General features: G+C 72.4%; 8 protein-coding genes. All 8 read right to left on the bottom strand.

Annotated elements, in window-relative coordinates:
* Positions 1-20: 20 nt before the first annotated feature.
* The 8 genes from E4623_RS05780 to rhaS all read right to left on the bottom strand — a co-directional run bounded on the left by E4623_RS05780 (position 21) and on the right by rhaS (position 13917).
* Positions 21-5876, bottom strand: a complete 5856-nt coding sequence (locus E4623_RS05780) for a family 78 glycoside hydrolase catalytic domain (protein ID WP_167736498.1) — start codon at positions 5874-5876, stop codon at positions 21-23.
* Positions 5877-6181: 305 nt separating this feature from the next.
* Positions 6182-6397: a helix-turn-helix domain-containing protein gene (locus E4623_RS05790; protein WP_134765586.1), complete on the bottom strand. Its 216-nt coding sequence runs from the start codon at positions 6395-6397 to the stop codon at positions 6182-6184.
* Position 6398: 1 nt separating this feature from the next.
* Positions 6399-7652 carry an alpha-hydroxy acid oxidase gene (locus tag E4623_RS05795; protein ID WP_134765587.1) on the bottom strand — a complete coding sequence of 418 codons (1254 nt, stop codon included), beginning with the start codon at positions 7650-7652 and terminating at the stop codon, positions 6399-6401.
* Between the two features lie 40 nt (positions 7653-7692).
* Complete coding sequence (locus E4623_RS05800; protein WP_134765588.1) at positions 7693-9189, bottom strand: rhamnulokinase family protein; 1497 nt, start codon at positions 9187-9189, stop codon at positions 7693-7695.
* Positions 9186-11234: a bifunctional aldolase/short-chain dehydrogenase gene (locus tag E4623_RS05805; RefSeq protein WP_134765589.1), complete on the bottom strand. Its 2049-nt coding sequence runs from the start codon at positions 11232-11234 to the stop codon at positions 9186-9188. The genes E4623_RS05800 and E4623_RS05805 overlap by 4 nt, the downstream gene beginning before the upstream one ends.
* Before the next feature lie 53 nt (positions 11235-11287).
* Entirely contained in the window at positions 11288-12472 is a 1185-nt protein-coding gene (gene rhaI, locus E4623_RS05810) for an L-rhamnose isomerase (RefSeq protein ID WP_134765590.1), read from the bottom strand.
* 2 nt (positions 12473-12474) lie between these two features.
* Positions 12475-12816, bottom strand: coding sequence for an L-rhamnose mutarotase (locus tag E4623_RS05815; protein ID WP_134765591.1), 342 nt, complete (start codon positions 12814-12816; stop codon positions 12475-12477).
* Positions 12817-12870: 54 nt separating this feature from the next.
* Positions 12871-13917 (bottom strand): rhamnose ABC transporter substrate-binding protein, encoded by a 1047-nt coding sequence (gene rhaS / locus E4623_RS05820; protein ID WP_134765592.1) that lies wholly within the window; start codon positions 13915-13917, stop codon positions 12871-12873.
* Positions 13918-13941: the final 24 nt, after the last annotated feature.

Below are 13941 nucleotides of genomic sequence, written 5' to 3' on the forward strand. Positions count from 1 at the left end.
AGCGTGGTTGCGGGGCCGGATCAGGTGCCGCGGACCGTCCTGGCGGGCGAGGACGCCGCCGCCACGGTCGTGGAGCCGAGGTAGCGGACGACGATCTTGTGCTTGCCCTTCCTGACCACGACCTGGGTCGAGGCCCGGCCGCGGGTCAGCGCCAGGGTCCTGACGACCCTGCCGTCGACGAGCACCTGCACCCTGCCGGTCGCGGTCGCGCCGGCGGCCCTCACCACCGCGGTGACCTTGACCTTCCTGCCCGCCTCGACCTTGGTCCTGCTCACCCTGGCCAGCGCCGACGCAGCGATCCGGGCGACCGGCGAGGTGGCGCTCGAGGTGGCGACGCCGGGGGCGAGCCCGGCCTTCGAGGCGGTCACCCGCACCGAGAGCCGGGTACCGATGTCGGCGACCGCGACCTTGTACGACGCACCGGTGGCGCCGGCGACCGGCGTCCCGTTGCGCAGCCACTGCCGGGCGAACAAGAGGCCCTTGGTGTTCCACGACCCCGTCGAGGCCGTCAGGGTCGCCCCCGGCCTCGCGGTGCCGGTGACCTGCGGCGCGACCACCGCGGCGACCGTGGTCACGTCGGCCAGGGTCACTGCCTCACGGCGCACCGGCTCGGCGTTGCCGGCGACGTCGGTGGAGGCGTACTCGACGACGTGCTCACCGAACCCGTCGACCCGGACCGGGCCGGTGCCCACGGCGGCCCAGGGGCCACCGTCGACCCGGTACGCCGTCGCGGCCACGCCGCTCGTGGCGTCGGTCGCGGCGAAGGCGAGGGTGGCGGTGTCCGCGCCCTCCACCCCGGCACCGCGGGTGGCGGTCAGCACCGTCGTGGGCGCCGTCGCGTCGATCCACACCGGGAGCGAGCCGATGGCCGAGACGTTCCCGGCCGCGTCGCCGGCGCGGTGGCGCAGCTCCTTCCGGCCGTCGCCGCTGACCGGGACCGGACCGGTGTAGGCCACCCAGGCGGCGCCGACCTGCGTCTCGACGACCGGCGACTCGTCCCGGTCGTCGACGGCCGCCACGGTCACCTCGACGTCGGAGCGGTACCAGCCGTTGGCGCCGGCCGTGCCCGACGAGACGATGCCCGAGACGTCCGGGGCCCGGGTGTCGGCCGCGACGGGCAGCACCCAGAGGTCCGCGATCGAGGGGTCGAAGAACCCGTCGGACGCCCGCGTGCCCAGCCGGTACTCGTAGCGCACCCGCACCGTGCCCGTGTTGTCGAGCGCCGCCGGGTCGTCGACGAGGAGGTCGTAGGTCTTGAAGCCCTCACCGCCCTCGGCGCGCGGCAGCAGGTGCTCGCGGACCAGCACGTCGTCGACGTACACGTCGTACTTCTTGGTGTAGGGGCCGGAGTAGGTCTCGACGTTGCGGAGCACGAACGGCTTGCCCGCCGGCACCTGCACCTGGGCCGAGAACCACGACCCGGGCGTGCCCGAGTTGGCGTAGCGGCGGGTCAGGCCGGCCTCGGTGTTGACGCCGCTGCTCGGCGAGGCCTGGGGGGCGTGCGCGTTCTCCGAGGCGGTGACGCCGAAGTCGACGTGGTCGACCGGTGCGGCCGGGGGCCGGGGCAGGGCGAGGGTCAGCTCGACGCTGCGCTCCGCCAGGGTCACACCGGCCCGGCGCACGACGACGTCGACGGGGAAGGCGTCGCTCGAGCGGTCCAGCGGCACGACCACCGGCACCTCCACCTCCACCTGGCCGCCGGCCGGGACCAGCACGTCGGACGACGCGATCGTCCGCCAGCCCGCGGGCACGGTCAGCGCGACGTGCGCCCGGACGTCGGCGGCGCCGGTGTTGGAGACCGGGACGGTGACGACCGCGTGGTCGGCCGGGTCGGTGACGTCGGCAGCGACGGCGATCGTGCCGGTGGTGAGTCCGGAGGTCACCGACACCCAGTCGCGGGTGGTCGCGGTGACCGTCGAGACGTCGCCGTCGCGGGTGTAGGTGAGGGCCAGCTCCGCGTCGTGGACGCCGGGGTCGGCGGACGCCGGCACCGCGAAGGTGACCGGTAGCTGCACCGACGTGCCGGGCGCGACGGCCGGCGCCGACACGGACGCCGTCCCGAGGCCGGCCACGCTCACCGTGCCCGCGAGCGCGGTGAGCGGCTCGGTGCCGTCGTTGCGCACCTCCACCGTGCCGACGACGTCGTCGCCGGGCAGGAAGGCGCCGGTGACCGGCGGCAGCGTGACCGAGACGCCGAGGGTGCTCGAGAGCGCGTTGCCGACGAGGTCCTCGACCAGCGCCATCCGGGAGTCGAGGCTCGCCCGGGCAGCGGCGCCGATGTCGGAGCCGGCCACCGAGGTGCGCAGCGCCCGGACGGCCTCGAGCGCGTCCTCCAGCGACCCGACGACGTCCGCGGCGTCGCCGGGGGCGTCGGAACGGGTGGCGGTGAGCGCGGCCACGAGGTCGGCCCGGACGGCGTCCGCCCCGGTCTCGACCAGCTCGCGCTGCGGCGCGGTCAGGGCGCCGGCGAGGTCGTCGACGTGGGCGTCGAGGGCGTCCAGCGCGACGAGGGCGTCGCCGATCGAGGAGGAGCCGGCGGTGACGTCGAACTCGTAGGCGCCGGAGCCGACCGTGACGGTGACCGTGTCGCCGTCGTCGACGACCGACTGCACGCCGTCGACCAGGCCGAGCAGGAGCCCGCCCTCGGTGACGTCGTAGGCGTTGGCCGCCTCCAGCACGACCTCGGCCGTGGTGTTGACCGGGACCTCGACGTCGAGCGACAGGCCGTCACCCTCGACGGTCCAGTCGGTGCTGATCGGCCCGTGGACGGAGTCGAAGTCGCCGGCCCCGTGGGTCAGGCCGCCGCCGACGACCGGCGCGATCCGGGACTTCCGGTAGCCGGGCTCGAGGGCGGTGATGCCGCCGATGTTCTGGTACATCCACTCGCCGACCGCGCCGTAGGCGTAGTGGTTGAACGAGTTCATGTCGACCGGGCCGAACGAGCCGTCGGGCATGATCGAGTTCCAGCGCTCCCACATCGTGGTGGCGCCGTTCTCGATCTCGTAGCCCCAGGACGGGTAGTCCTCGTGCATCAGCATCGTGTAGGCGAGGTCGTCGCGGCCGATGCCGCTCAGCGCCGGCAGCAACCACGGCGTGCCGAGGAAGCCGGTCGTCAGGTGGTTGTCGCTCGCGGCCAGCTTGGCGACGAACTTCGCCGCGACCTTCTCGCGCAGCGCCGGGTCGGCGATCATGTCCATGCCGAGCGCCATCGCGTAGCCGGCCTGGCTGTTGCCCTGCACCGTCCCGTTGGCCTGCACGAACTCGTCGACGAAGGCTTCGCGCACCGCGGTCGAGAGCGCTGCGTACTCCGCGGCGTCGGCGTCCTCGCCGATCGCGGCCGCCATCTCCGAGAGCATCCGCGCGTCCTCGGCGTAGTACATGGTGCCGAGCACGCCGACGCCCGTCGGGTCGTCGAGGTTCAGCCAGTCCTCCCAGTGGCCGCGGCCGGAGTCGATCAGGTCGGCGCCGGCGCTGGTGCGCACGAAGCCGAGGAACTTCTCCATCGCCCCGTAGTTCTCGCGCACGATCCGGCCGTCGTCCCAGGCCCTCCACGTCGCGTACGGCACCGTGACGACCGCGTCGGACCAGCCGAGACCCGATCCGAAGTCGCCGGCGTTGGGCACGACCGGGGCGATGCCGGGCACGTTGCCGTCGGTGTAGGCGGCGTCGCGCAGGTCGGTCATCCACTTGCTGAGGAAGCCGCGGGTGTCGCGCAGGTAGCTCGCCGTGGGGGCGAACACGTTGATGTCACCGGTCCAGCCGAGCCGCTCGTCGCGGGCCGGGGTGTCGGTCGGGACCGACAGGAAGTTGCCGCGCTGGCCCCAGGAGATGTTGCTCTGGAGCTGGTTGAGCATCGGGTCGGACGTCGTGAGGTCGCCGGTCGCGGCCAGGTCGGAGCCCCACACGACGCCGGTCACGTCCGCGAGGGCCGGCGCGGTCGTCGTCCCCCTGATCTCGACGTAGCGGAACCCGTGCTGGGTGAACGTCGGGGTGTAGGTCGCGACCCCGGTCTCGTCGAAGGTGTAGTGGTCGGTGGCCTTCGCGCTGCGCAGGTTGGCGGTGTAGAGGGAGCCGTCGGGGTTGAGCTCCTCGCCGTAGCGGATGGTCACGGTGCGGCCGGGCAGCCCCTGCAGCCGCATCCGGGCGACGCCGACCAGGTTCTGGCCGAGGTCGTAGACCTCCACGCCGGGGGCCGGCGTGGTGTGCTCCTTCGCGGGGACCTCCTCGGTGACCCGGACCGGCTCGTCGGGCTGCGGCACCAGGAGCGCCGAGGTGTCGGTCGCGATCGTGACGGGGTTCCAGCCCGCGTCGTCGAAGCCCGGGCCGTCCCAGCCGGGCTGCTCGGCGTTGGCGTCGTAGGTCTCGCCCTCGACGTTGTCGGCCTGCACGAAGGGCCCGAAGTGGCTCCTCCACGTGCTGTCGGTCTTGACGACCTGCGACGAGCCGTCGGTGTAGTCGATGCGCAGCTGGGCGATCAGGCCGACGTCCGGGCCGTAGTTGTCGAAGCCGAAGGAGGCGATCTTCCCCGACCACCAGCCGGCGCCGACCTCGGCGCCGAACGCGTTCTCGCCGGCCCGCACCTGGTCGGTCACGTCGTAGGTCTGGTGCTGGATGCGCTTGCGGTACTCGGTCCAGCCGGGCGCGAGGAACTGGTCGCCGACCTGCTCGCCGTTCAGCTGCAGCTCGTAGACCCCCTGGGCGGAGGCGTAGACCCGCGCCGACTCGACGGTCTTGCCGGGCGCGGTCGTGAACGCGGTGCGCAGCAGCGGCTTGTTGGTGTCGTTGGTGCGGTAGAGGACGTCCTGGCGCTCGGCGACCCGGAGGCCCTGGGGGGTCAGCCGGCCGCCGGTGAAGGGGTTGCCGGCCGAGAAGTCGGTGTCGAGCAGCACGGCACCGTCCTCGGCGGTCACCGTCACGGCCTTGACGTCGGCCGACTCGTCGACGTTGCCCGCGGCGACGAAGTCCTGGCGGAAGCCGACGAAGCCCCGGCTGAAGGAGGTGTCGGTGCGCTGGTCGATCTGGACGCCGTCGAGGCTGGTCGTGACGAGGCTGCCGTCGACGGTGATCGACAGGCGGTGCGTGCCCTCGAGCAGCTGGGCCGCGGTGATGCCCGGGATCACCTTGTTGTCGAGCAGGACGTAGTTGTTGTCGACCCGCTTGTGCGGCCGGAACCTCGGGGTGCCGTCGGCCACCGAGATCTGCCACATCAGGGCGTTGCGGGTGTCCGCGGCGCGGACGAACACGCCGAGGGCCATGTCGGCGATGTCGAAGTCGATGTCGGCGGTGTAGTCGGTCCACGCGTCGACCTCGCCGGCCTCGGACTCGCCGATCCAGTCGGCCTGCCACTCGCCCGCGGTGAGGATGCCCGTCTCGAACGACGCCGGCTCGCTCCACGCGGAGGCCGCGCCGTCGCCGTCCCAGGTGCGGACCTGCCACACGTAGCGGGTCTGCGAGGCCAGCGCCGGGCCGCCGTAGACGACGTCGGACTGGCGGGCCGAGGCGACCTCGCCGGAGTCCCAGACGTCGGGAGAGGCGAGCGCGCCCTCGGCGGAGGCCACCCGGACCTGGTAGGCCGTCTGCACGACGCCGCGCCCGGTCGACGTCGCCTTCCACCCCAGGCTCGGGGCGTCACCCGGGATGCCGAGCGGGTCGGTGCGACCGTTCGTGGTGAGCCCGACGACGCTGACGTCGTCCGGGGCCGCCGTGGCCGCTGCCGCGGCGGTTGCCGCGGCGGGCGCGGCGGCGGTCGCGGCGGGTGCGGCCGTCGCCGGGGCGACCACCAGGCCGGCGGTGGTGGTGCCGGCCAGGGCGGCCACCGCCAGCGCGGCGGTGAGCCGGCGGCCGGTGTGGCTGGTGCGGACGGGACGTCGAGTCACGGGGACCCCCATCGATCGAGGTGAGTCGCCGACGTCCCTAGCGCCGGCACGTGACGTTCGTCACGTTGTGATTGAACCGTTTCACAGCAGTCCGCCCGGCGCCAGAGGATGTCCTACATGTGGACACCGTTCACGCACGCGAACATCCACGCTGACCCGTCACCTATAGGTGACGGGTCAGCGGGGTCAGGAGCCGCGGACGGTCGTCGCGGGGGACGACGCCGGAGCCACGGTCGCGGAGCTGCGTCAGGTGACCGTCGTCACCACCGTTCGGGCCGGCGTGATGCGGCCGATCGGCGCCCGGCTCAGATCAGTCCGAGCCGGACGGCGTGGACGACCGTCTCGATCGTCGAGTCGACGCCGAGGTCGTCGGCGAGGGCCCGCAGGCGCCGCCGCACGGTGCGCTCCGACAGACCCGAGCGCCGAGAGACCGACCCGACGGTCTGTCCCTCGGCGAGCAGGGCCAGGATCCGGAGGTCGTCGGCCCCGGGCTCCCACGCTGGATCGCCGCTCCCGCTCATCTCAGGAGCGAGGCGCCAGTCGCTGCAGCGCGGTGACGTGCTCGGGCTGCAGCTCGTCGAGGGTCCGGACGCCGAGCAGGCGCATGGTGCGCTCGATCTGGCCCTGGAGGATCTCGATCGTGCGGTCGACGCCCTCGCGGCCACCGGCCATCAGCCCGTAGAGGTAGGCGCGTCCGATGAGGGTGAAGTCGGCGCCGTGCGCGAGCGCGGCGACGATGTCCTGGCCCGACATGATCCCGGTGTCGAGGTGCACCTCGACCCCGCCACCACTGACGCCGGAGCCGATCTCCTTGACGACCTGCGGCAGCAGGTGGAACGGGACCGGTGCGCGGTCGAGCTGGCGACCGCCGTGGTTGGAGAGCAGGACGGCGTCGACACCCGTCTCGGCGAGCCGGGCCGCGTCGGAGACCGACTGCACCCCCTTCACCACGACCTTGCCCGGCCACTGCGAGCGGATCCACGCGAGGTCGTCGTAGGTGACGGTCGGGTCGAACATGGTGTCCAGCAGGTCGGCGACGGTGCCCGACCACGCGTCGAGCGAGGCGAAGGCCAACGGCTCGGTGGTCAGGAAGTTGATCCACCAGGCCGGCCGCGGGATCGCGTTGAGGACGGTGCCCGGCGTCAGGGTCGGCGGGATCGTCATGCCGTTGCGGACGTCGCGCAGCCGCGCCCCCGCCACCGGCACGTCGACGGTGACCAGCAGCGTGTCGTAGCCGGCCTTCGCGGCCCGGTCGACCAGCGCCATCGACCGGTCGCGGTCCTTCCACATGTAGAGCTGGAACCAGTTGCGGGCCCCCTCGGACGCCGGCGCCGCGGCGGCGACGTCCTCGATGGAGCTGGTGCCCATCGTCGAGAGCGAGAACGGGATGCCGGCGGCGGCCGCCGCGGTCGCGCCGGCGATCTCGCCCTCGGCCTGCATCATCCGGGTGAACCCGGTGGGCGCGATGCCGAACGGCAGCGCGACCCGCTGGCCGAGCACCTCGCGCGAGGTGTCGACGGTGGAGACGTCACGCAGGATCGCCGGGTGGAACTCGACGTCGGCGAACGCCTCGCGGGCGCGGGCCAGCGAGACCTCGCCGTCGGCGGCGCCGTCGGTGTAGTCGAACGCCGGCTTGGGCGTGCGCCGCTTGGCGACCGTGCGGAGGTCGTCGATGGTCAGCGCCTTCTCGAGCCGGCGCTTCTTCGGCGACACCTCGGGCTTCTTGAACTTCATCAGCGGGGCGAGGTCGCGCCGCTTGGGCATCTGCCGCTTCATGGAGCCACTCTCTCGTCTGTTCGGAAGGTCGGGGGGTCGGTCAGGAGGCACTGCCGAGACGGCGCTCGGCGGCGTCCCAGCCGGTGGCCGAGGTGGTGCCCGGGCCGGTGCCGGTGCGCGGCTCGAACCGGCGCACCTCGTGGGTGCGGCGCACGAGGGAGCGCATCGCGGCCAGGTCGGGCAGGTCGGCGCCGAGGGTGCGGGCCTGCACGAGGACGTTGCCCAGGGCCGCCGCCTCGGCCGGACCGGCCAGCACCGGGAGCCCGGTCGCGTCGGCGGTGAGCTGGCACAGCAGCGCGTTCTGCGACCCGCCGCCGACCACGTGCACGACCGAGACGTCGCGCCCGGCCAGCGTCGCCGCCGTCCGGAGGTGACGACGGTAGGCCAGCGCCAGGCTGTCGAGGATCGTGCGGGTGATCGCCTGCGGGGTGCGCGGCACCGGCTCGCCGGCGTCCTCGGCCAGCCGCTGGACGCGGGCCGGCATGTCGCCGGGCGGGAGCAGGCTGGGGTGGTTGACGTCGACGACGGTGCGCAGCGGCGGCGCGTCGGCGGCCGCCCGCAGGAGCGTGGCGAGGTCGGTGCCGGCGATCCGGCGGTCGGCCCACGTGCGCACCGACTCCGAGAGCACCCACAGCCCCATCACGTTCTTGAGGAACCGCACGGTGCCGTCGACGCCGCCCTCGTTGGTGAAGTCGGCCAGGCGCGCCTCCTCGGTCAGCACCGGCTTCTCGAGCTCGAGGCCGACCAGCGACCAGGTGCCCGAGGAGATGTAGGCGAACGACTCGTCGCCGGCCGGGACGCCGACCACCGCCGACGCCGTGTCGTGCGACCCCACGCCCACCACCGGCACGTCGGCGCTCACGCCCAGGTGCTCGGCCACCTCCGGCAGCAGCGGACCGACGACGTCGCCGGCGTCGCGCAGCGGCGGCAGGATGCTCCACGGCAGCCCGCACTGACGGGCTAGGTCGGTGGCCCACTCCCCCGACCGGACGTCGTACAGCCCGGTCGTGGAGGCGTTGGTGCGCTCGGCGCCACCGTGCCCGGTGAGCCAGTAGGACAGCAGGTCGGGCAGGAGCAGCAGCGTCTCCGCGGACTCCAGCGCCGCCGTCCCGAGGGAGGCGACGAGCTGGTAGACCGTGGTGAACGGCAGCTGCTGCAGGCCGGTGGTCGCATACATCTCGGCGGCGTCGACCGTGCCGAGCACGCGCTCCGCGACCCCGTCGGTGCGCGAGTCGCGGTGGCTGTAGGGGTTGCCCAGCAGCCGGCCGTCGCGGTCGAGCAGCCCGTAGTCGATCGCCCAGGAGTCGATGCCGATCCCGTCGAGCGGCCCGGTGCGGGCGATCTCGCGGACGCCGGCGAGCACCTCGCGGTGGATGCCGAGGACGTCCCAGTAGAGCGAGCCGTGGGCGCGCACGCCGCCGTTCGGGAAGCGGTGCAGCTCGTCGAGCGACAGCGAGTCCGGACCCACCCGCCCCGCCATCACCCGGCCGCTGGTGGCGCCCAGGTCGACGGCGGCGACGCGCAGGTGCCGGCTCATCGCAGGAAGGCTGCTGCCACGCCGGCGTCGACGGGCACGTGCAGACCCGTGGTGTGGGTCATGTCGGGCCCGCAGAGCACGAAGACCGCGTTGGCGATGTGCTCGGGGAGCACCTCGCGCTTGAGGATCGTGCGCTGGGCGTAGAACTTGCCGAGGTCCTTCTCCTCCACGCCGTAGACGGCGGCACGGTTGGCGCCCCAGCCCGAGGCGAAGATGCCGGAGCCCGCGACGACGCCGTCGGGGTTGACGCCGTTGACCTTGACGCCGTGCTCGCCGAGCTCGGCGGCCAGCAGCCGCACCTGGTGGGCCTGGTCGGCCTTGGTGGCGGAGTAGGCGATGTTGTTGGGGCCGGCGAAGACGGAGTTCTTGGAGGAGATGTAGACGACGTCGCCGCCCATCCCCTGGTCGATGAGCACCCGCGCCGCGGCCTTGGAGACCAGGAACGAGCCCTTGGCCATGACGTTGTGCTGCAGGTCCCAGTCGGCCTCGGTGGTGTCGAGCAGGCTCTTGCTCAGCGACAGGCCGGCGTTGTTGACGACGAGGTCGAGCCCGCCGAAGGCCAGCACGGCGGCGTCGACCATGGCCTGGACGGCACCCTCCTTCGACACGTCGGCCGCGACACCGACGGCGACGTCGGAGCCGCCGATCTCGGCGGCCGCGGCCTCGGCCCTGGCCAGGTCGAGGTCGGCGACGACGACGCAGGCGCCCTCGGCGGCGAGCTTCTTGGCGGTGGCCTTGCCGATGCCGCCGGCCGCGCCGGTGACGAGGGCGATCCGGCCGGCGAGCGGCTTGGGCTTCGGCATCCGCTGCAGCTTGGCCTCCTCGAGCGCCCAGTACTCGATGCGGAACTTCTCCGCCTCGTCGATCGGGGCGTAGGTCGAGAGACCCTCGGCGCCGCGCATCACGTTGATCGCGTTGACGTAGAACTCCCCGGCGACCCGGGCGGTCTGCTTGTCCTTGCCGTAGCTGAACATGCCGACACCCGGCACCAGGACGACGAGGGGGTCGGCGCCGCGGATGGCGGGCGAGTCCGCGACGGCGTTGCGGTCGTAGTAGGCCTGGTAGTCCTCGCGGTAGGCGACGTGCAGCTCCTTGAGCCGCGCGATGCTCTCCTCCACGGTGGCCGAGGCCGGGAGGTCGAGCACGAGGGGCTTGACCTTGGTGCGCAGGAAGTGGTCGGGGCAGCTGGTGCCGAGCTCGGCCAGCCGCGGGTGCTCGCTCGCGGCGAGGAAGTCGAGGACGACGTCGGCGTCGGTGAAGTGGCCGACCATCGTCCGGTCCTGCGAGGCGAGGCCGCGGATGGTCGCACCGAGGGCGGCAGCCCTGGCGCGGCGCTCGTCGGCCGGCAGCGCGGCGTACCCCTCGAGCGGCGGGCCGAAGGGCTCGGCCTTGGTGTGCTCGGCGATGTAGGCGGCGGCGGTGTCGATGATCCACAGGGAGGCCTCCTCGGCCTCGGCCGAGGTGTCGCCCCACGCGGTGATCCCGTGGCCGCCGAGGATGCAGCCGCGGGCCTGGGGGTTCTTCTCCTTGATCTCGGCGATGTCGAGACCGAGCTGGAAGCCCGGACGCCGCCACGGGACCCAGACCACCTGGTCGCCGAAGATCGTCGCGGTCAGCTCCTGGCCGTCCTTCGCGGTGGCGATGGCGATGCCGGAGTCGGGGTGCAGGTGGTCGACGTGCGCGGCGTCCACGAGGCCGTGCATCGCGGTGTCGATCGACGGCGCGGCACCGCCCTTGCCGTGCAGGCAGTAGTCGAACGCCGCGACCATCTCGTCCTCGCGCTCGAGGCCCGGGTAGACCTCGACGAGCGCGCGCATCCGGTCCAGGCGCAGGACCGCCAGGCCGGACTCCTGGAGGGTGCCGAGGTCGCCGCCGGAGCCCTTGACCCAGAGGAGCTCGACCGGCTCGCCGGTGACCGGGTCGGTCTCGGTGCCCTTGGCCGAGGTGTTGCCACCCGCGTAGTTGGTGTTCTTCGGGTCGCTGCCGAGACGGTTGGACCGGGCGATCAGCTCGGCCGCCGCACTGGTGCTCTGAGGGGAGGTCATGGTTCCTGTCCGTGGTGTGGTGAGAGAGGTCGGGAGGTCGGGAGGGAGGAGCGTCAGTTCCAGCTGAGCTGGGTGCCGCCGACGCGGGCGGCCTCGATCTGCTGCTGGTAGCCCGACGCGGCGTAGGCCTTCATCGGGTGCGCCGGCAGGCCGTGCTCCTCGCGCCACGCGGCCAGGTCGGCGCGGACGTCGGTCTGGAAGGCGTCCATGAAGACCTCGTTGGCGCCGAGGACGTCGCCGGCCTCCTGGGCGGCGGCCAGGGCGTCACGGTCGACGAGCAGGGCCCGCGCCGTCATCTCCTGGACGTTGAGGACCGAGCGGATCTGGCCGGGGATCTTGTCCTCGACGTTGTGGCACTGGTCGAGCATGAACGCGACCTCCGACTCCGGGTTGGCCGGGCCGTAGCCGCCGCCGCGGATCACCTCGAAGAGGATCCGGAAGAGCTGGAACGGGTCGGCCGCCCCGACGATCAGGTCGTCGTCGGCGTAGAAGCGCGAGTTGAAGTCGAACGAGCCGAGCTTGCCCAGGCGCAGCAGCTGCATCGTGATGAACTCGATGTTGGTGCCGGGGGCGTGGTGGCCGGTGTCGAGGCAGACCAGGGCCCGCTCGCCGAGCGCGCTCACCTGGGCGTACGACGTGCCCCAGTCCGGGACGTCGGTGTGGTAGAACGCCGGCTCGAAGAACTTGTACTCGAGCACCAGGCGCTGCTCCTCGCCGATCCGGTCGTAGATCGTCGCGAGCGACTCGGCCAGCCGGTCCTGGCGGCCGCGGAGGTCGGCCTGGCCCGGGTAGTTGCTGCCCTCGGCGAGCCAGATCTTGAGGTCGCGCGACCCGGTCGCGTTCATGACGTCGATGCACTCGAAGTGGTGGTCGATCGCCTTCTGGCGGATCTTGGGGTCGACGTGGGTCAGGGCGCCGAACTTGTAGTCGTCGTCCTGGAAGGTGTTGGAGTTGATGGTGCCGAGCTCGACCCCGTGGTCGGTGGCGAAGGTGCGCAGCGCGCCGAAGTCCTCGACCAGGTCCCACGGGATGTGCAGGGCGACGGTGGGCGCCAGGCCGGTGAAGCGGTGGACGGTGGCGGCGTCGGCGATCTTCTCCTCGACGCTCCGCGGGGTGCCGGGAGTGCCGAAGACCTTGAAGCGGGTGCCGGAGTTGCCGAAGGCCCACGAGGGGAGCTCGATCGCCTGGCCCTCGAGGAGCGGCGCGACCTTCGCGAAGGCGGCCTGGGTGTCGGTCATGATCAGCTTTCGGTGGTGGTGAGCTGGTCCTCGAGGTGGAACACCTCGCGGAGCTGGACGAACCCCTCGTCGGGGGCGGTGTCGAGGTCGCTGAAGAACGGGGCCATCTCGGCCTGCCACCGGGCGTTGACCTCGGTGCGGGCCATCGCCGCCTGCGCGGCGGCGAGGTCGTCGGACTCGACGAACCCGACGAGGAGGCCGTCCTCACGCAGGAACAGGGAGTAGTTGCGCCAGCCGGTCGCCGCGAGCGCGGCGAGCATGTCCGGCCAGACGGCAGCGTGACGCTCGGCGTACTCCTGCTGGCGCTCCGGGCGGACCTGGAGGGTGAAGCAGTAGCGCGTCACGAGATGGCTCCCTGTTCCTGCGTGGGTGGGTCGATCAGGGGTGATCGGGGTGGATCAGAAGTCGAACTCGTCGATGTTCGAGGAGTCGAAGACGTACGGGTCCCCGAGGACGACGACGCCGTCGGCGCCGACGGTGTAGTCGCCGAGGTCACCGGCGGTGAAGGTGTCGCCCTCCTCGCCGGAGATGTCGCCCTTGACGAGTGCGTCGGCGGCGAACGCGGCGAGGTAGCCGAGGTCGTCCGGGTTCCACAGCGCGAACGCGGTGACGGTGCCGTCGTCGATGAAGGTCTTCATCTGGCTCGGGGCGCCGAGGCCGGTCAGCGCGACCTTGCCCTTGAACTCCGAGGTCGACAGGTAGCGCGCCGCGGCGGCGATGCCGACGGTGGTCGGCGAGACGATGCCCTTGAGGTCCGGGTTGGCGCGCAGCAGCGCGGCGGTCTCGTCGAACGACTTCTGGTCGTCGTCGTCACCGTAGACGGTGTCGACGAGGTTGATGTCGGGGTAGTTGGCCTCGAGGTCCTCCTCCATCAGCCCGATCCACTCGTTCTGGTTGGTGGCGTTGGCCGCCGCGGAGAGGATCGCGATGTCACCCGCGCCGCCGATCTGGTCGGCGATGAGCTCGATCTGCTTGGTGGCGATGCCCTGCGCGTCGGCCTGGCTCACGAACAGGTCGCGGCACTCGGTGTCGGAGTCGAAGGTGACGACCTTGATGTCGACGTCCTGGGCCTGCTCGATCGAGTCGCACAGCGCGGTCGGGTCGTTGGCCGACACGACGAGGGCGCCGACGCCCTGCTGGGTGGCGGTCTGGATGAACGGGACCTGCGAGTCGGGGCCGGCGTCACCGGTCGGGCCGACCTCGTCGACCTGGCCGCCGAACTCCTCGGCCGCGCGCTGCGAGCCCGCGGTGCTGGCCTCGAAGTAGGGGTTGCCGAGCGACTTGGGGATCATCGTGATGGAGCTGCTGCCGCCACCGCCGCCACCGCCGCTGCCGCCGTCGTCACCGTCGTCGCCGCCGTCGTCGCTGCCACACGCCGTGAGGGCCACGGAGGCCGTCAGGGCGAGCACGGCCAGGGCGGAGAGCCGCCTCTTCTTGATCTTCATGAGCGTCATTGCCTTTCGAGGTGG

Source organism: Nocardioides sp. 1609 (assembly GCF_004522105.1).
Classification (GTDB): Bacteria; Actinomycetota; Actinomycetes; order Propionibacteriales; family Nocardioidaceae; genus Nocardioides.